We start from the raw sequence: 17,213 nt of genomic DNA on the forward strand, positions 1-17,213 counted from the left end.
GAAAAGTGGTGTTCGGCCTGTCGTTCGCCGCACTTTTTATGTAAACCACGTTGGAAAAAAACAGTTAATAACAATAAAGACGAGGATGTAGGGATGAAAAAGAAACACGTCAATGCCCGGTTGATCTGCCAAGTGTCAGCTGCGGCGGCATTGGTGCTGGCCGGCAATGCAATGGCTGACGATGCATTCAGCTCCGATTCGAAATGGATGACCGGCGACTGGGGTGGCGAGCGTACCAAGCTGATCGAGCAGGGTATCGACATCAAGATGGACTATGTCGGTGAAGTTGGCGGCAACCTGCACGGAGGCTACAACGACGACAAGACTGCACGCTACAGCGATCAGTTTGGTCTCGGCGCGGCGCTGGATCTGCAGAAACTGCTCGGCTGGGACAACACCCAGGCCAAGATCCAGCTGACCAATCGTAATGGCGAAAACATCTCCAACGACCGTGTTGGCGATCCGCGTGCCGGCACCTTGTCGTCCTCGCAGGAAGTCTACGGTCGTGGCCACATGGTGCGTCTGACCCAGTTGTGGATTCAGCACCAGTTCTTCGACAACAAGCTCGACGTCAAGGCCGGTTACTTCGGCGAAGGCGAAGACTTCAACACCTTCCCGTGCGACTTCCAGAACCTGGCGTTCTGCGGTTCGCAAGTGGGTAACTGGGCGACCAACATCTGGTACAACTGGCCAGTCAGCCAGGCCGCGATCCGCGTCAAGTACAACATCAACGACGAGCTCTACGCGCAGATCGGTGCGTACAACCAGAACCCGTCGCAGCTGGAACACGGCAACGGTTTCAAACTCAGCGGCAGTGGCACCAAGGGCACCGTTCTGCCAGTCGAACTGGTCTGGTCGCCGAAGGTCAACAGCCTGCCCGGCGAATACCGCGTCGGTTACTACAAGAGCACGGCTGACGCCAATGACGTCCGTGAAGACGTCAACGGCTTCGACGCTGCAACCACTGGCGACGCGTACAAGACCCACAGCAGCAAACACGGCTACTGGTTCGTCGCGCAACAGCAACTCACCAGCCATAACGGTGATGCCTCGCGCGGTCTGAACATTGCGGCCAACGCCACGTTCCACGACAAGGACACCAACTTCATCGACAACTACCAGTCGGTGATGTTTGTCTACAAAGGCCCGTTCGACGCGCGTCCGAAGGATGACGTCGGCATCGGCGCGGCACGTATCCACGTCAACGATGACGTGAAGAAAAACGCCGAACTGCTGAACGCTTCCAACGGTGTTTCGGACTACGACAATCCGGTGTTCTCGCCGATTCGTGATACCGAATACAACTACGAGATCAACTACGGCTTCCACGTCACCAACTGGCTGACTGTACGTCCTAACCTGCAGTACATCACTCACCCGGGTGGTGTCGATGCAGTGGACAACGCTTTGGTCGCTGGCCTGAAAATTCAGTCTACGTTCTGACGCGTCTGCGATAAGCTCCTCTCTATGTGCGCATATTTGCGGACAGCCAAGGCTGTCCGCTTTTTTTTGCGACACTCGTATACAAGGTTTGTGGCGTACCCATTTGTGGCGAGGGAGCTTGCTCCCGCTCGGCTGCGCAGCAGTCGTAAATCCTGATGATGAGGTTTAAATGACACACCGCAGTGAAAGGTTTCGGGGCCGCTTCGCAGCCCAGCGGGAGCAAGCTCCCTCGCCACAAGAGCAATGTGGATTGTTGAGTACCCCCATGATTTTCAGGACCGTGGCCAATGCATGAGCATCCGCTGCAACGCTTCTTCAAATCCCTGCGCGAACGACCGGTGTTTGCCTGGGAGCGCTATCAGATGCGCGATGTGCTGGTGATCGACCATCCGCTGTGTCAGGCGGTGTTCAGTCGGCAGGGCGCGCAGTTGCTGCACTTTCAGCCACGCGGGCAGAAACCGTGGTTGTGGTGTGCGGCGAAGTGGCCGCACGTTGGCGCCATTCGTGGCGGCGTGCCGGTGTGCTGGCCGTGGTATGGCCGCCATCCGAGCGAAAACGCCTGGCCATCCCATGGCTGGGCACGACTGCTCGACTGGAAGCTGCTCGACAGCAGCAGCGCCGAAGATGGCGTGCGCCTGCACTGGCAATTGCAGTTGTGCGACTGGCAGGTCGACCTGCACGCGCACCTCGGTGAACGCATGGAATTACGCCTGAGCACCGAGCATCAGGACGACATGCCGTGCCAGTTGAGCCAGGCTTTGCACGCTTACTGGCGTATTGGCGATGTCGGTGAGATAGCGCTGTCTGGCCTCGAAGGCGCGCAAGGTTACGACCAGTTGAGCCGCCAGTCCTGCCAGCAGGAAGGCGAGTTGCGCGTCGATGGTGGTTGTCAGCGGGTGTTCCAGCACGACGGCGAATTACAGCTCAAGGATCACGCCTGGCAGCGCGAGTTGTGCATCGATACCGGTGACAGCGGCGACACCGTGGTCTGGCATCCGGGCTCGCGACCGCTGTTGGGCGTGAGTTGGGATGAAGTGACGGAGTTTGTCTGTGTCGAAGCGGCGGCGGGGGGTACCGACAGCCTGCATCTGGCGCCGGGAGAGAAGGCGCATTTGAGTTTGCAGGCGTGGGCTGCGGCCTAGATTTTTGGTGTGTCTGCTGGCCTCATCGCGAGCAGGCTCACTCCTACAGGGGAACGCATTTCAAATGTAGGAGTGAGCCTGCTCGCGATGACGGTTGATCATTCAGCCGAAATTCTGGATCAGTTGAACTCGTCACCCACCGGATACCGGCTCGCATTCAAGCTCTCTTTGATCTTGCGCAGATGCGGCTGGAAATCCACCCCACGGCGCAAGGTCATGCCGGTCGCCAGCACATCCAGCACGGTCAGCTGAATGATCCGCGAGGTCATCGGCATATAGATGTCGGTGTCTTCCGGCAGCGGAATGTTCAGACTCAGGGTGCTGGCCTTGGCCAGCGGCGAATTCTCGGCGGTCAGGCCCAACACCGAAGCGCCGTTCTCCCGGGCGATGCGCGCCACTTCCACCAGCTCGCGGGTGCGGCCGGTGTAGGAAATGATCACGAACAGTTCACCGGTGTGCGCCACCGAAGCAATCATCCGCTGCATCAGCACATCCGCATGGGCGGTGACGGCGAGGTTGAAACGGAAGAACTTGTGCTGCGCATCCAGCGCCACCGGCGCCGAAGCGCCGAGGCCGAAGAAGTGGATCTGCCGGGCCTGAATCAACAGGTCGACGGCGCGGCTGATCAGGTTCGGATCGAGCGCCTGACAAGCACTGTCCAGCGAAGCGATGGCGCTGCCGAAAATCTTCTGCGTGTAGGCCTCGGGATTGTCATCGGCCTCCACCGCACGGCTGACATACGCCGCGCCGCTGGCCAGGCTCTGCGCCAGTTGCAGCTTGAGTTCGGGGTAGCCGCTGACACCGAACGAACGGCAGAAACGGTTGACCGTCGGCTCGCTCACCTTTGCTGCCTGGGCGAGGGCGGCGATGCTGAAGCGGGTGGCCTGCTGCGGGTTGAGCAGGATCACCTCGGCGACTTTGCGTTCGGCCTTGTTCAGCTCTTCAAGGCGACTCTGGATCTGTTCCAGTAAATTTCGCACGCGGTCCATATGGAATTCCTAATTCACCTGCGCAAAGGTGCGCCGGGCTATGCAAATTGGGCCTTTGATATGGCCCGTAACGGTGGCCTATCCTACTGATGGCTCCGACCGACCACCACTCGGAATCTGTATTTTGCGAAAATGTTGTGGTTATTACTACATTTTCCCTTGAGTGATGCCTTGAAAAAAGGTATTTGTAGCTTAACTTGATAAAAGAACAAACATCATGCCTTCGATTACGGTTGAACCGTGCACCTTTGCCTTGTTCGGCGCTCTGGGCGATCTGGCCCTGCGCAAGCTGTTTCCTGCCCTTTATCACCTCGATGGCGCCGACCTGTTGCACGAAGACACGCGCATCATCGCGCTGGCCCGTGAACCCGGTTCCGAGCAGCAGCACATGGCGTTCATCGCCGCCGAATTGCGCCGTTACGTCGGCAAAGAGCTGGACGAGGCCGTGGCCGAGCGCTTTCTGGCGCGCCTGAGCTACCTGCACGTCGACTTCCTCAAGGCTGAAGACTATGTGGCGCTGGCCGAAGCCGCCGGCACCACGCAACGCATGATTGCCTACTTCGCCACACCGGCAGCGGTGTACGGCGCGATCTGCGAGAACCTGGCGAAAGTCGGTCTGGCAGAAAACACCCGTGTGGTGCTGGAAAAACCAATCGGCTCCGATCTGGAATCCTCGCGCAAAGTGAACGACGCCGTGGCGCAGTTCTTCCCGGAGAACCGCACTTACCGCATCGACCACTACCTGGGCAAAGAGACCGTCCAGAACCTGATCGCCCTGCGTTTCGCCAACAGCCTGTTCGAAACCCAGTGGAACCAGAATTACATCTCCCACGTGGAAATCACCGTGGCCGAGAAGGTCGGCATCGAAGGCCGTTGGGGCTATTTCGACAAGGCCGGCCAACTGCGCGACATGATCCAGAATCACCTGTTGCAGCTGCTGTGCCTGATCGCCATGGACCCGCCGGCCGACCTGTCCGCCGACAGCATCCGTGACGAAAAGGTCAAAGTGCTCAAGGCGCTGGCACCGATCAGCCCGGAGGGCCTGACCACTCAGGTGGTGCGCGGCCAGTACATCGCCGGCCACAGCGAAGGCCAGTCCGTTCCGGGTTACCTCGAAGAACCGAATTCCAACACCCAGAGCGACACCGAAACCTTCGTCGCCCTGCGTGCCGACATCCGCAACTGGCGCTGGGCCGGCGTGCCGTTCTACCTGCGTACCGGCAAGCGCATGCCTCAGAAACTGTCGCAGATCGTCATCCACTTCAAGGAACCGTCGCACTACATCTTTGCGCCGGAACAGCGCCTGCAGATCAGCAACAAACTGATCATCCGTCTGCAACCGGACGAAGGCATTTCCCTGCGTGTGATGACCAAAGAGCAGGGCCTGGACAAGGGCATGCAACTGCGCAGCGGGCCGCTGCAACTGAATTTCTCCGACACCTGGCGCAGCGCACGGATCCCCGATGCCTACGAGCGGTTGTTGCTGGAAGTGATGAACGGCAATCAGAACCTGTTTGTCCGTAAAGATGAAATCGAAGCCGCGTGGAAGTGGTGTGACCAGTTGATCGCCGGCTGGAAAAAATCCGGTGACGCGCCCAAGCCGTATGCGGCCGGGTCGTGGGGGCCGATGAGCTCGATTGCACTGATCACGCGGGACGGGAGGTCGTGGTATGGCGATATCTGATGTGAAACTGCCTGCGGGCGTGCACGCTCACCCATTCAAGAGCCCGGTGCTGTTGGCTGAAGGTCTGGCGCTGAATGTCGCCAAGCAGCTGAGCGATGCCATCGCTGCACGCGGCAACGCGGTGCTGGTGGTCTCTGGCGGTCGCAGTCCGGTGGCGTTTTTCCAGCACCTGGCCAAGCAGGAGCTGGACTGGTCGAAGGTCGTCGTGACCCTTGCCGACGAGCGCTGGGTGCCGGTGGAGCATGCCGACAGCAATGCCGGCCTGCTCAAGCAGTATCTGCTCAAAGGGCCGGCGGCCAAGGCAACGTTCTTAAGCCTTTATAGCGCGGCGGCCAACGTCGAGCAGGCTGCGGAGCACGCCGATCGTCTGCTGGCCGAGTTGCCGCCGATCGACGTGCTGGTGCTGGGCATGGGTGATGACGGTCACACCGCGTCGCTGTTCCCCGACAGCCCGAACCTGACCGAAGCCTTGCAGATCGACGGCACTCGTCGCTGCTGGCCGATGCTGGCGCCGAGCGTGCCGCGTCAACGCCTGACCATGAGCCGCGCGCTGCTGGCTTCGGCAAAGCACAAGATTCTGTCGATTTCCGGTCAGTCGAAACTGACCACCCTGAATGCCGCGCTGGCATCCGACGACGTCGCGGCCATGCCGGTACGCGCGTTTCTGCAACCTACGTTAGAGATTTACTGGTGCCCATGAGCCAAGGATCAGCCGCTATGAAAAATCCATCCCCGACCGTTTCCATGGCGGACAAAGTTGCCCTGATCGACAGCCTCTGCGCCAAGGCGCGGATCCTGCCAGTGATCACCATCGCCCGTGAACAGGACGTGCTGCCATTGGCCGACGCGCTGGCCGCCGGTGGCCTGACCGCGCTGGAAGTGACCCTGCGTTCGCAGTTCGGGCTCAAGGCGATTCAGATCCTGCGTGAACAGCGTCCGGAGCTGGTGACCGGTGCCGGCACCGTACTGGATCGCAACATGCTCGCGGCGGCAGAAGCGGCGGGTTCGCAGTTCATCGTCACCCCGGGCATCACCCGTGACCTGCTCGAAGCCAGCGTCGACAGCCCGATTCCGCTGTTGCCCGGCATCAGCAACGCCTCCGGCATCATGGAAGGCTATGGCCTGGGTTATCGCCGCTTCAAGCTGTTCCCGGCGGAAGTCAGCGGCGGCGTGGCAGCCATCAAGGCCCTCGGCGGCCCGTTCGGCGAAGTGAAATTCTGCCCGACCGGTGGCGTCGGCCCGGCCAACATCAAGAGTTACATGGCGCTGAAAAACGTCATGTGCGTGGGCGGCAGCTGGATGCTCGATCCCGAGTGGATCAAGAACGGCGATTGGGCGCGCATTCAGGAATGCACCGCCGAGGCCCTGGCGCTGCTGGACTAAACGTTTTACCTGACACTTCGTTGTGTGTTCTACGGCTTTACGGTGCGCTTGGTCGGTGCACCGTTTTTTTTTGCCCCGAGAAATGGCGCGATACATAGTTACCGCACTGCGGCGCTCGTGCGCCGTTAATCTGCGTTCTCTTATGGAAGAGAGAACGCGTCATGGAACGAGATACTTCAACCGCACCGTCATCATCGATCTATCAGTTGGCCCCCGAACAGATCGCCGGGCCGTATTTCCGCAATCCAGAACTGCTGCGTCGCAACATCAGCGAAGGCGCTGAAGGGCTGCCCTTGCTGTTGCGCCTGAGCATCGTCGACGCGATGACCGGCGAGCCGGTGAGCGGGGCGCTGGTGGACATCTGGCACTGCAATGCACGGGGCGCCTATTCGGGTTGGAGCCGGATCAATCCGGATCAGGAGGTCGATTCCGATGCCATCGGCTCAGTGCCGCGTACCGACAATGACACCTACCTGCGCGGCAGCCAGTTCTGCGATCAACAGGGACGGGCACGATTCACCACGATCTATCCGGGGTTCTATGCCGGGCGAGCGCTGCACATTCATGTGGCAGTGCGCATTGTCGCCGGCACTGAATATCTGGCGGAGCGCAACGTGGCCTGGGTCGGCCAGCTGTATTTCCCCGAAGTGGTGTCACGCGCGGTGCTCAATGCCCGGGACTATCGCGGGCGTGCCTCGGCACCCTTGAACAACGCCGATGACAGCTACTACAGCAACATGGGCGGCGAAGATTCGACCCTGACCGTGTGGCCGATCGGCCGTGACTCTCACGAGGACGGTTTCTTCGGCCATCTGACTATCGGCATCGACACCTTTGCCGCCTCGTCGCAGATCAAACCCGAGGACTTCGACAAGTACACCGTGTGAGCGATCAGCGCAGTTCGTTGAGCGCGCGGGTCAGCAACTGCATGTCATCGGCGGTGGTGGTCAGCCCCGGGGTGATACGGATGCTCGGCCCGCTCGCTGCGCCGTTGCGTACCACGGTGAACAGGTTGTACTCGTCGAGCAGGCGCTCGACCATTGCCTGTTGATCGGCGTGGCGAGTGAAACGCATCGAGGTGATCCCGCAATACAGGCGCGGATCGTCCGGGGTCATGACCTCGATCCCTGGCAAGTGCCGCACCGCGCTGACCCACAGGTTGCGCAGGTAATTGAGGCGTGCGCCTTTGGCTGCGGCGCCCCCGAGTGAACGGTGCTCCTCGAATACCAGCGGCAGGGTCATCAGTGCCGGAATGTTCGGCGTGCTGTAAGGCGTGCGCGCGCGGATATCGCTGGCGGGGAAGTGCATTTCGCCCATGTCCGGGTCGATGTCGGCCAGCCGCTGTGGCGCGATATACAGAAAGCCCAGGGTCAGCGGTGCGCCGATCCACTTGTGCAGGTTGAAGCCGGCGAAGGCGATGCCCATTGCTTCGAGATTGAAGTCGATCTGGCCGAGGGCGTGAGCGCCGTCGAGGATGATGTCCACGCCATGTTGTTTCGCCAGCGCGGCGATGGCCTGCACCGGCATCACCAGCCCGGTGCGGTGGGTGACATGGGTCAGGGCCATCAGTTTGAGTTTCGGATAGCGGATGAAGGCTTCGCGGTAACTGTCCAGCAGGCTGTCGAAACTGGCCGGATGCGCATGGTTGATCTCGATCACATCGACGCCGCGATGCCGCGCCAGCCAGCGCATGGCGCCTTTGACGGTGTCGTATTCCAGGTCGCTGATCAGCACCTGATCGCCGGGTATCAGGCGATTGTAATTACGGATCAGCGACTGCAGCGCATCGCTGGCGTTGCGGGTGAAGGCCACGCTCTGCGCGCGCACGCCGATCAACTCGGCCAGTTGCGCACGGATGTCGAGGCTGTCGTACTGTTCAAAACGTTGGCGCACATACACCGAGTTGCTGGTGTTGATCATTTCGATGTTGCGCTGGTAGTCCTCGATCACCGTGCGCGACATGCGTCCGAAGTAACCGTTCTCCAGGTTCAGCGGGCCGGTTTGCGCTTCGTAGCGATCGGCGAAGGTTTGCCAGAAAGCTTCGTCACGGGCGCGGCGGGTGTTGTCAGGCATGGTCGAGGCTCTAGGGGAGGAGGGCGCTTCAGTGGCGCGGGGCAGGTTTGCCGTGTTTGGCGCGTAGCGGTTCGAGCAGGTCCGACAGGCCGTTATGGTCGATTTCCTGCATCAGCGCCAGCAGTCCGCCGAGTTCGCCGTGAGGAAAGCCTTCGCGGGCAAACCAGTTCAGGTAAGGCCCTGGCAGGTCGGCAATGATCCGGCCCTTGTACTTGCCGAAGGGCATTTCACGGGTGATCAGTAGTTCAAGCTTTTCAGGATTCATCAGTGGCAATCATCTGGGGTCGAAACAGTCTGGAAAATACAGGCATTCTGCATGCAGGCCAAATGACAGTTCATGCAAATAACCGTGATACAGATAGTTCAACTATCTTTAAGTTATTGATTTTTAAGTGATATTTATTTTTGAAAAAGCTGGCACGCACACTGCAATAACCCTTGCATCTTCAACCAACCGCAAGGAATTGAAAAATGACTGACATGAATAAAGAAGCCATCTCTGTACTGAACGACCTGATCGAAACCTGCAAAGACGGTCAGGAAGGGTTCAAGACTTGCGCTGAAGACATCAAGTATCCAGAACTGAAAACCCTGTTCGTGACCCGTTCTGCCGATTGCGCGACTGCCGCCGCTGAACTGCAGGCTGAAGTACGTAAACTGGGCGGTGATCCGGAAACTTCCACCAGCGTCAGCGGTGACCTGCACCGTCGCTGGGTCGACGTAAAAGCCATGTTCACCGGCAAAGACGAAGAAGCGGTGCTCAACGAAGCCGAGCGCGGTGAAGACCATGCGCTGAAGGCTTATCGTGAAGCCATCGAGAAAATCAACAAGCACAGCCTCGTGGGTATTCGTGACCTGGTCGAGCGTCAGTACCACGGCGTACAACGCAATCACGACCAAGTGAAAGCCCTGCGTAACCAGGCTCGCGCTCGTTCGTAAGCCACGCTGGGAAAACTGTGGGAGCGGGCTTGCTCGCGAAAGCGCTGTGTCATGCAACGATGATGTTGCTGACATAACCGCTTCGCGAGCAAGCCCGCTCCCACTTTTGTTTTTTGTGTACCTGATGATCAGCCGATGCTGATCGCCGGCAAAGTCGGCAGGGTCACGGTCTGTTGTTTACGCGGCGCCAGAATTTCGGCCTCGCCATCCACTACCAGTTCATCACGCTGGTTGAACACGCGAGTGGCGATGCGTACGCGAAACTTCGGCAGCTTCTCGAGGATTTCCAGGCGCACGGTCAGGGTGTCGCCAATTTTCACTGGCTTCTGAAAGCTCATCTGCTGACCGATGTAGATGGTGCCCGGCCCAGGCAGTTCGCACGCCACTGCCGCGCTGATCAACGCACCGCTGAACATACCGTGGGCGATACGCTCCTTGAACATGCTGGCCGCGGCGAACTCGGCATCCAGGTGCACCGGGTTGTGGTCGCCCGACATCGCGGCGAACAGCTGAATGTCGCGCTCTTCGACGGTCTTGCTATAGCTGGCGGTCTGGCCGACTTCGAGGGCTTCGTAAGGGATGTTGGTAACCTGGGTCATCGGTCTTGATTCCTGTGACGGATTAAAGTGAATCCACAAAAAATTATTCGCTGCGTTGAGGGCGACGATGGCTCAGCGCCTGGTCGATCCAGGCCAGCACATCGGCAATCACTTCGTCGCGATTGGTTTCATTGAACAATTCGTGCCGCGCCTGCGGGTAGATCTGCAGTTGCAGGTTCTGGCTGCCGGCCGAGCGCAACGCCTCGGCCAGATCTGTCAGACGCTTGCCTTCGCTCACCGGATCACATTCACCGCCGATTACCAGCAGCGGCAGGCCCGGGTCGATCTGGGCGAGATTGGACGCTTTGCTGATCTGCTGCAAGCCACCGAGCAAATCGATCCATAACTGATTGGTGCAGCGAAAGCCGCACAGCGGATCGGCGACGTACTTGTCGACCTCGACCGGGTCGCGGCTCAGCCAGTCGAACGGCGTGCGCGCCGGTTTGAATTTCTTGTTGAACGAACCGAACGACAACCACTCGATCAGCGCACTGCGGCCCTTGCCGCCCTGGCGCAGTTTCTCGAAACGGGCGATCTGCCGCGCCGCACCGTACAACGCCACTGGCTGGAAATTCGAACCGCTGAGAATCGCCCCGTCCAGGCTGGCGCTGTGATGCAGCAGGTAACCCTGAGCGAGGTAGCTGCCCATGCTGTGCCCGAGCAGGATGATCGGTACCTCGGGATGCTGCTGGCCGATGTGCTGATTGAGGCTGGCCAGGTCGCCGATCACCTTGCACCAGCCGTCGTCATCGGCGAAATGCCCGAGCGTCCCGTGTTCGGCGGTTTTGCCATGGCCACGCAAGTCCGGGGCGTATACCCCGTAGCCTTGCTCGCAGAACGCATTCGCCAGTCGCTCGTAGCGAGCACTGTGTTCGGCCATGCCGTGGGCCAGCAGGATCACCGCTTTCAATGGTGCGGATGGCAGCCACTGGTTGACGTACAGGCGGCTGCGGTCACTCGCGTCCAGCCAGAAGGCGTGGTGGATCATGGCAATTCCTTTTTATCGAGCGGTAACGGCCCGCAGTCGTAGCATTGTATAGCGCGTCCGATCAGCTCACGCCACGGCAGGAAGATTCATACGATCAATGACGACTACGCCCATATTTGCCTCACTGGCCATAGCTGCTAGTGTCCGTGAAGCTCCGCTTTTTGCTTTCTGCCCTTTAGGGGGCGGCGCGAAACCACAGAAAAGCGGCTCCCGGAACGATTCAGGTAAAGAGGACAAGAACAATGCAACCTGATTTCTGGAATGACAAACGCCCCGCCGGCGTACCACTGGACATCGACATGGGCGAGTTCAAGTCGGTGATCGAGGTGTTTGAGCGTTCCTGCAAGAAATTCGCGGACCGTCCGGCCTTCAGCAACATGGGCGTGACCCTGACCTACGCGGAACTCGAGCGCCACAGCGCAGCGTTCGCCGGTTACCTGCAAGCCCACACCGATCTGGTGCCGGGGGATCGCATCGCGGTGCAGATGCCCAATGTGCTGCAATATCCGATTGCCGTGTTTGGCGCCTTGCGCGCCGGGCTGATCGTAGTCAATACCAACCCGCTGTACACCGCGCGTGAGATGCGCCACCAGTTCAAGGACTCCGGTGCCCGGGCGCTGGTGTACCTGAACATGTTCGGGCAGAAGGTCCAGGAAGTGCTGCCGGACACCGAGATTCAATACCTGATCGAAGCGAAGATGGGCGACCTGATGCCCACCGCCAAGGGCTGGCTGGTCAACACCGTGGTCAGCAAAGTGAAGAAAATGGTCCCGGCCTATTCGCTGCCCCAGGCCATCTCGTTCAAGAGTGCGCTGCGCCTGGGCCGTGGTCTGGGGATCAAGCCGCTGAAAGTCGGTCTCGACGACATCGCCGTGTTGCAATACACCGGCGGCACCACCGGCCTGGCCAAGGGCGCGATGCTGACCCACGGCAACCTCGTGGCCAACATGCAGCAAGTGCGCGCGTGTCTTGCGCAACTGGGGCCTGACGGTCAGCCACTGCTGCGCGAAGGGCAGGAGGTGATGGTGGCGCCGCTGCCGCTGTACCACATCTATGCCTTCACCGCGAATTGCATGTGCATGATGGTGTCCGGCAACCACAACGTGCTGATCACCAATCCGCGAGACATCGCAGGCTTCATCAAGGAACTGAAGAACTGGCGTTTCTCGGCGTTGCTCGGCCTGAATACGTTGTTCGTCGCGCTGATGGATCACCCGGACTTCAAGACCCTGGACTTCTCCAGCCTCAAGCTGACCAACTCCGGCGGTACTGCGCTGGTCAAGGCCACCGCCGAGCGCTGGGAGCAGATCACTGGTTGCCGCATCACCGAAGGTTACGGCCTGACCGAAACCTCGCCGGTGGCCTGCACCAACCCGTATGGCGACCAGTCGCGCCTGGGCACGGTCGGTCTGCCGGTGCCGGGTACGCTGCTGAAGGTCATCGATGACGAGGGTGTCGAGCAGCCGATGGGTGAGCGCGGCGAGTTGTGCATCAAAGGCCCGCAGATCATGAAAGGCTACTGGCACAAACCCGAAGCCACTGCCGAAGTGCTGGATGCCGAGGGCTGGTTCAAGTCCGGTGATATCGCGGTGATCGACCCGGACGGTTTCGTGCGCATCGTCGACCGCAAGAAGGACATGATCATCGTCTCCGGTTTCAACGTGTACCCCAACGAGATCGAAGATGTGGTCATGGCCCACCCGAAAGTCGCCAACTGCGCGGTGATCGGCGTGCCGGACGAGCGTTCGGGCGAGGCGGTGAAACTGTTTGTGGTGGCGCGGGAAACCGGGATCAGCCTCGAGGAACTGAAGGCGTACTGCAAAGAGAATTTCACTGCTTACAAAGTGCCGAAACACATCGTACTGCGTGAGTCGTTGCCGATGACGCCGGTCGGCAAGATTCTGCGGCGGGAGTTGCGCGATATCGCCTGATCGGTGAATGGCCGCGCGTTGCGCGGATCGCGGGCAAGCTACGCTTCCACAGGGAACCCCATCAACCTTGTGGGAGCGGGCTTGCCCGCGATGCTTTTTGGGCGGTGAAGGCCCGGAAAACCGGGGCTTTCAGGGTGGTATAGGATTTTTGCTCTAAAATGACTGTTAGAAAGTCTTGAGTCATTAAAGTGACCATGAAGGCCGCTTTTGGCTCTAGTCGGCCCTCGGCAAAGCTGCTACTCTCGGCGCGCTTTGTGACTTCTCGGCCTGTATGAAAGCCAGATTCACCAATACAAAACACACACCAATAATAATCGCATCAAATGCGGTGAAGAATTCGCGTTGCTGAGGAGTGGGCTTCCATGATCGAAGACTTTTGGAAGGATAAATACCCGGCTGGAATTGCTGCCGACATCAATCCAGACGAGTACCCGAATATTCAGGCAGTGTTGAAGCAATCCTGCCAACGCTTCGCCAACAAACCGGCTTTCAGCAACCTGGGCAAGACAATCACCTACGGTGAACTGTACGAATTGTCCGGTGCATTTGCCGCGTATCTGCAACAGCATACCGACTTGCAGCCCGGTGATCGAATCGCCGTGCAACTGCCCAACGTTCTGCAGTACCCGGTCGCCGTCTTCGGTGCGATCCGCGCCGGGCTGATCGTGGTCAACACCAACCCGCTGTACACCGCGCGGGAAATGGAACACCAATTCAACGACTCCGGCGCCAAAGCCCTGGTGTGCCTGGCCAACATGGCGCACCTGGCGGAAGCCGTGGTGCCGAAAACCGGGGTCAAGCACGTCATCGTCACCGAAGTGGCCGACCTGCTGCCGCCGGTCAAGCGCCTGCTGATCAACAGCGTGATCAAGTACGTGAAGAAGATGGTGCCGGCTTATCACCTGCCCAAAGCCGTCAAGTTCAACGACGTGCTGAGCAAGGGCCAGGGTCAGCCTGTGGCCGAAGCCAATCCGCACAGCAGTGATGTCGCGGTGCTGCAATACACCGGCGGCACCACCGGCGTGGCCAAGGGCGCGATGCTCACCCATCGCAACCTCGTCGCCAACATGCTGCAGTGCAAGGCGCTGATGGGCTCCAACCTCAATGAAGGCTGCGAGATCCTGATCACCCCGCTGCCGCTGTACCACATCTATGCGTTCACCTTTCATTGCATGGCGATGATGCTGATCGGCAACCACAACATCCTGATCAGCAACCCGCGCGACCTGCCGGCGATGGTCAAGGAACTGTCGAAGTGGAAGTTCAGCGGTTTCGTCGGCCTCAACACGCTGTTCGTCGCGCTGTGCAACAACGAAGGTTTCCGCAAGCTGGATTTCTCCAATCTGAAAGTCACCCTGTCCGGCGGCATGGCCCTGCAACTGGCCGCGGCCGAGCGCTGGAAAGCGGTGACCGGTTGCTCGATCTGCGAAGGTTACGGCATGACCGAAACCAGCCCGGTGGCCACGGTCAACCCGATCCAGAACATCCAGATCGGCACCATCGGCATTCCGGTGCCGTCGACCCTGTGCAAAGTCATCGACGATGCCGGTGTCGAGCAGCCAATGGGCGAAATCGGCGAGCTGTGCGTCAAGGGCCCGCAAGTGATGAAGGGCTACTGGCAGCGTCAGGAAGCCACCGATGAGATCCTCGACAGCGAAGGCTGGTTGAAGACCGGTGACATCGCACTGATCCAGCCCGATGGCTACATGCGCATTGTCGATCGCAAGAAAGACATGATCCTGGTCTCCGGTTTCAACGTTTACCCGAACGAGCTGGAAGACGTGCTGGCAACCCTGCCGGGCGTGTTGCAGTGCGCGGCCATCGGCGTGCCCGACGAGAAGTCGGGCGAGGCGATCAAGATCTTCATCGTGGCCAAACCGGGTGTGACCCTGACCAAGGAAACCGTGATGGAGCACATGCGCGCCAACGTCACCGGTTACAAGGTGCCGCGCTCGGTGGAATTCCGCGATGCGCTGCCGACCACCAACGTCGGCAAGATCCTGCGCCGCGAGTTGCGTGACGAAGAGCTGAAGAAGATCAAGGCCAAGTCCGCCGCATAAAACAAAAAGCCCCGCCGATGCGGTAATGCTGTTCACTTAAGCATTTGAGTCTCAGCAGGGCTTACTTGAAAATCCGATGCCAGACCTCTGGCATCGGATTTTTTATGTCTGTTCAGCAAGACCTGCTCGACCTTGGCGATCTTTTTAACTTCTGCGATCTGAGTACCTTTACCCAACATATTCCGGTTGAGTGGGTAGCGTCTGCACTGGATCTCTCCAGTCAGGCGACCATTCGCCGACGTCGCTTGCCCGCCGATCAAGTGCTTTGGCTGGTACTCGGCATGGCGCTGTTTCGTGACGAGCCGGTCCACGAAGTGGCCAGGCGTTTGAACATTTGTGCCCAAGGGCTGGCCTCTGACCAGCTATTAGCACGAAGCGGTGTAACCGAAGCGCGTAAGCGGCTCGGTGCCGATCCTGTTGAATGGTTATTTCGCAAGACAGGTCATCAATGGGGCGCGGAGCGTTATACCGATGATGCTTGGCAGGGCCTGCAAGTGTTTGCAGTGGACGGTGCGCTTTTGCGTACTCCGGATACGCCCGAACTTCGAGATCATTTCGGGTCGGGAAACACCCGGACCGAGCGCCAGACTCCGTTCCCCATGCTGCGCTTGGTGGCGTTGATGAATGTGCGTTCGCACGTAATCCTGGATGCCCAATTGAGCCCTTACCGACGCAGTGAAATGCGCTTGGCCGACGAGTTTTTGCAGCAGGTTCCCGATCACTCGGTGACGTTATTCGATAAAGGGTTCTGGGGTGCCGAACTACTGTCGAATCTGAATAAAGCCGGTACACATCGGCACTGGTTGATTCCAGCCAAAAAAGGCACGGTTTGTGAGGAAGTGGCTCGTTACAACCCGCATGATCGCCTGGTGCGCATGAAGGTCTCACCGCAAGCCAGAGCCCGAAATCCGGCCCTCTCAACACATTGGGAGGCCCGCGAAGTCAGCTATGAAATTCAAGGCAAACTCAAGACAGTCATGACGTCACTGCCGGCGAGCACCTACAGCACCGAAGCCGTTGCCCGGCTTTATCAGGAACGCTGGGAAATCGAGTTAGGCTTCAGAGACATCAAAAGCTCAATGCAGCAGAACGCAGTGACCTTGCGTAGCAAAAAAGTCGACTTGATCTATCAGGAAGTCTGGGGACTGTTGCTGGCTTACAACGTGGTTCGTCGGGAAGCCAGTCAAGCGGCAGTTGCATTGGGTCGCCTCCCTTCGGACATCCGCTTCAAACCAGCCTGTCAGTACATCGCGGTCCAACTGATCGTAATGGCAGCAGCCAATCCGATTTCAGCGACAGGGAGGCGGCTATCAGAGTTGAGGGCAGGTATTGGAGGATTGTTTCTGGATCACCGCCCAAGGCCTTCAAGACCTAGGACGGTGAAAATTTCAAAGACCCGGTTTCCTGTGGATCGTAAGGCTGCTCCACTTAAGTGAACAGCATTACGCCGATGCGGGGCTTTTTATTGGAATAGGTGGTGGACTTGCAGTGACTGTGATGCCGCTTTCGCGAGCAAGCCCGCTCCCACATTCAACCGCGTTCCTCCAGTTGGAATACAGTCAAATGTGGGAGCGGGCTTGCTCGCGAAGCTTTTCGGTTACTGGCGGAACGGCGCGAAGTTTACGTTGGTCCCCGTCGGACGCATGTCCTGCAGATACGAATCCTTGTCCGCACTCAATTCCAGGCTCAACGCGGCCTTGCGCTTGCCTTCGTTGCGAATCACCAGACCTTCGAGCTTTTCCCGCAGGAACACCGTCGGCACTTTCAGGTGCAGCAGTTCGTCGGTGGCCGGGGTGTGCATCAGCAGGTGAATCCACTCGTATTGACCGACGGCCAGGCGCGAGACCGGCAGGTCGAACCACCAGATGTTGCGGTTGCGGTTCAGTTCGGCGAAGTGACAGTTGTTGGTGCCGAGCACAGCGCCGCCCAGTTCCTGGTTGCGACGGGCAATGGCCTGCTTTTTATCGAGTTTCATAACATTC

The 17,213-nt window shown here is 59.2% G+C and carries 16 protein-coding genes; 10 read left to right on the plus strand and 6 right to left on the minus strand.

What is annotated here, in order from left to right; translation table 11 throughout:
- Positions 1–93 precede the first annotated feature (93 nt).
- Positions 94–1,443 (plus strand): carbohydrate porin, encoded by a 1,350-nt coding sequence (locus JFU48_RS14205; RefSeq protein WP_201136767.1) that lies wholly within the window; start codon positions 94–96, stop codon positions 1,441–1,443.
- A 287-nt stretch (positions 1,444–1,730) separates the two neighbouring features.
- Positions 1,731–2,585, plus strand: coding sequence for a D-hexose-6-phosphate mutarotase (locus JFU48_RS14210; protein WP_007969321.1), 855 nt, complete (start codon positions 1,731–1,733; stop codon positions 2,583–2,585).
- 119 nt (positions 2,586–2,704) lie between these two features.
- Here the strand turns inward: JFU48_RS14210 and JFU48_RS14215 are convergent, their stop codons facing one another.
- Positions 2,705–3,565: a MurR/RpiR family transcriptional regulator gene (locus JFU48_RS14215; RefSeq protein WP_169432688.1), complete on the minus strand. Its 861-nt coding sequence runs from the start codon at positions 3,563–3,565 to the stop codon at positions 2,705–2,707.
- A gap of 226 nt (positions 3,566–3,791) precedes the next feature.
- Here JFU48_RS14215 and zwf point away from each other — a divergent pair, with 226 nt between their 5' ends.
- The 4 genes from zwf (at position 3,792) to JFU48_RS14235 (ending at position 7,528) form a co-directional block, all read left to right on the plus strand.
- The gene (gene zwf / locus JFU48_RS14220; protein WP_201136768.1) at positions 3,792–5,258 is read left to right on the plus strand and encodes a glucose-6-phosphate dehydrogenase; all 1,467 of its coding nucleotides are present in this window, start codon (positions 3,792–3,794) and stop codon (positions 5,256–5,258) included.
- The gene (gene pgl, locus JFU48_RS14225) at positions 5,245–5,958 is read left to right on the plus strand and encodes a 6-phosphogluconolactonase (protein WP_003227435.1); all 714 of its coding nucleotides are present in this window, start codon (positions 5,245–5,247) and stop codon (positions 5,956–5,958) included. Before zwf ends, pgl begins: the two co-directional genes overlap by 14 nt.
- Positions 5,959–5,975: 17 nt before the next feature.
- On the plus strand, positions 5,976–6,641 hold the full coding sequence (locus JFU48_RS14230) for a bifunctional 4-hydroxy-2-oxoglutarate aldolase/2-dehydro-3-deoxy-phosphogluconate aldolase (protein WP_003227433.1): 666 nt from the start codon (positions 5,976–5,978) through the stop codon (positions 6,639–6,641).
- A gap of 161 nt (positions 6,642–6,802) precedes the next feature.
- Positions 6,803–7,528: an intradiol ring-cleavage dioxygenase gene (locus JFU48_RS14235; RefSeq protein ID WP_201136769.1), complete on the plus strand. Its 726-nt coding sequence runs from the start codon at positions 6,803–6,805 to the stop codon at positions 7,526–7,528.
- A 4-nt stretch (positions 7,529–7,532) separates the two neighbouring features.
- Here JFU48_RS14235 and JFU48_RS14240 read toward each other — a convergent pair whose 3' ends face one another.
- Complete coding sequence (locus JFU48_RS14240; RefSeq protein ID WP_201136770.1) at positions 7,533–8,714, minus strand: aminotransferase class V-fold PLP-dependent enzyme; 1,182 nt, start codon at positions 8,712–8,714, stop codon at positions 7,533–7,535.
- A gap of 28 nt (positions 8,715–8,742) precedes the next feature.
- The gene (locus tag JFU48_RS14245; RefSeq protein WP_003227425.1) at positions 8,743–8,979 is read right to left on the minus strand and encodes a DUF3820 family protein; all 237 of its coding nucleotides are present in this window, start codon (positions 8,977–8,979) and stop codon (positions 8,743–8,745) included.
- A 206-nt stretch (positions 8,980–9,185) separates the two neighbouring features.
- Here JFU48_RS14245 and JFU48_RS14250 point away from each other — a divergent pair, with 206 nt between their 5' ends.
- Positions 9,186–9,653: a ferritin-like domain-containing protein gene (locus JFU48_RS14250; RefSeq protein ID WP_201136771.1), complete on the plus strand. Its 468-nt coding sequence runs from the start codon at positions 9,186–9,188 to the stop codon at positions 9,651–9,653.
- Between the two features lie 128 nt (positions 9,654–9,781).
- Here JFU48_RS14250 and JFU48_RS14255 read toward each other — a convergent pair whose 3' ends face one another.
- On the minus strand, positions 9,782–10,252 hold the full coding sequence (locus tag JFU48_RS14255; protein WP_003227420.1) for a MaoC family dehydratase: 471 nt from the start codon (positions 10,250–10,252) through the stop codon (positions 9,782–9,784).
- Between the two features lie 43 nt (positions 10,253–10,295).
- Positions 10,296–11,240: an alpha/beta hydrolase gene (locus JFU48_RS14260; protein ID WP_201136772.1), complete on the minus strand. Its 945-nt coding sequence runs from the start codon at positions 11,238–11,240 to the stop codon at positions 10,296–10,298.
- Between the two features lie 242 nt (positions 11,241–11,482).
- On the opposite strand from JFU48_RS14260, the gene fadD2 reads away from it, so the two are divergent.
- From fadD2 to JFU48_RS14275, 3 genes are all read left to right on the plus strand, one after another.
- On the plus strand, positions 11,483–13,171 hold the full coding sequence (fadD2, locus tag JFU48_RS14265) for a long-chain-fatty-acid--CoA ligase FadD2 (protein ID WP_003227416.1): 1,689 nt from the start codon (positions 11,483–11,485) through the stop codon (positions 13,169–13,171).
- A 362-nt stretch (positions 13,172–13,533) separates the two neighbouring features.
- On the plus strand, positions 13,534–15,231 hold the full coding sequence (gene fadD1 / locus JFU48_RS14270; protein WP_003227414.1) for a long-chain-fatty-acid--CoA ligase FadD1: 1,698 nt from the start codon (positions 13,534–13,536) through the stop codon (positions 15,229–15,231).
- Positions 15,232–15,335: 104 nt separating this feature from the next.
- Positions 15,336–16,667 carry an IS4 family transposase gene (locus JFU48_RS14275; RefSeq protein WP_201136773.1) on the plus strand — a complete coding sequence of 444 codons (1,332 nt, stop codon included), beginning with the start codon at positions 15,336–15,338 and terminating at the stop codon, positions 16,665–16,667.
- Between the two features lie 161 nt (positions 16,668–16,828).
- Here JFU48_RS14275 and JFU48_RS14280 read toward each other — a convergent pair whose 3' ends face one another.
- Positions 16,829–17,206, minus strand: coding sequence for a hypothetical protein (locus tag JFU48_RS14280; protein WP_003227412.1), 378 nt, complete (start codon positions 17,204–17,206; stop codon positions 16,829–16,831).
- Positions 17,207–17,213 lie beyond the last annotated feature (7 nt).

Origin of the sequence: Pseudomonas sp. TH49, assembly GCF_016650625.1 — a bacterium.
Lineage (GTDB): Bacteria > Pseudomonadota > Gammaproteobacteria > Pseudomonadales > Pseudomonadaceae > Aquipseudomonas > Aquipseudomonas fluorescens_H.

Bases quoted from the DNA above. Each gene is read 5' to 3' on its own strand.
- JFU48_RS14240 (WP_201136770.1), bottom strand. From the start codon at position 8,714: ATGCCTGACAACACCCGCCGCGCCCGTGACGAAGCTTTCTGGCAAACC.
- JFU48_RS14210 (WP_007969321.1), top strand. From the start codon at position 1,731: ATGCATGAGCATCCGCTGCAACGCTTCTTCAAATCCCTGCGCGAACGA.
- JFU48_RS14275 (WP_201136773.1), top strand. From the start codon at position 15,336: ATGTCTGTTCAGCAAGACCTGCTCGACCTTGGCGATCTTTTTAACTTC.
- pgl (WP_003227435.1), top strand. From the start codon at position 5,245: ATGGCGATATCTGATGTGAAACTGCCTGCGGGCGTGCACGCTCACCCA.
- fadD1 (WP_003227414.1), top strand. From the start codon at position 13,534: ATGATCGAAGACTTTTGGAAGGATAAATACCCGGCTGGAATTGCTGCC.
- JFU48_RS14280 (WP_003227412.1), bottom strand. From the start codon at position 17,206: ATGAAACTCGATAAAAAGCAGGCCATTGCCCGTCGCAACCAGGAACTG.
- JFU48_RS14245 (WP_003227425.1), bottom strand. From the start codon at position 8,979: ATGAATCCTGAAAAGCTTGAACTACTGATCACCCGTGAAATGCCCTTC.
- fadD2 (WP_003227416.1), top strand. From the start codon at position 11,483: ATGCAACCTGATTTCTGGAATGACAAACGCCCCGCCGGCGTACCACTG.
- JFU48_RS14260 (WP_201136772.1), bottom strand. From the start codon at position 11,240: ATGATCCACCACGCCTTCTGGCTGGACGCGAGTGACCGCAGCCGCCTG.
- zwf (WP_201136768.1), top strand. From the start codon at position 3,792: ATGCCTTCGATTACGGTTGAACCGTGCACCTTTGCCTTGTTCGGCGCT.
- JFU48_RS14235 (WP_201136769.1), top strand. From the start codon at position 6,803: ATGGAACGAGATACTTCAACCGCACCGTCATCATCGATCTATCAGTTG.
- JFU48_RS14205 (WP_201136767.1), top strand. From the start codon at position 94: ATGAAAAAGAAACACGTCAATGCCCGGTTGATCTGCCAAGTGTCAGCT.
- JFU48_RS14250 (WP_201136771.1), top strand. From the start codon at position 9,186: ATGACTGACATGAATAAAGAAGCCATCTCTGTACTGAACGACCTGATC.
- JFU48_RS14230 (WP_003227433.1), top strand. From the start codon at position 5,976: ATGAAAAATCCATCCCCGACCGTTTCCATGGCGGACAAAGTTGCCCTG.
- JFU48_RS14255 (WP_003227420.1), bottom strand. From the start codon at position 10,252: ATGACCCAGGTTACCAACATCCCTTACGAAGCCCTCGAAGTCGGCCAG.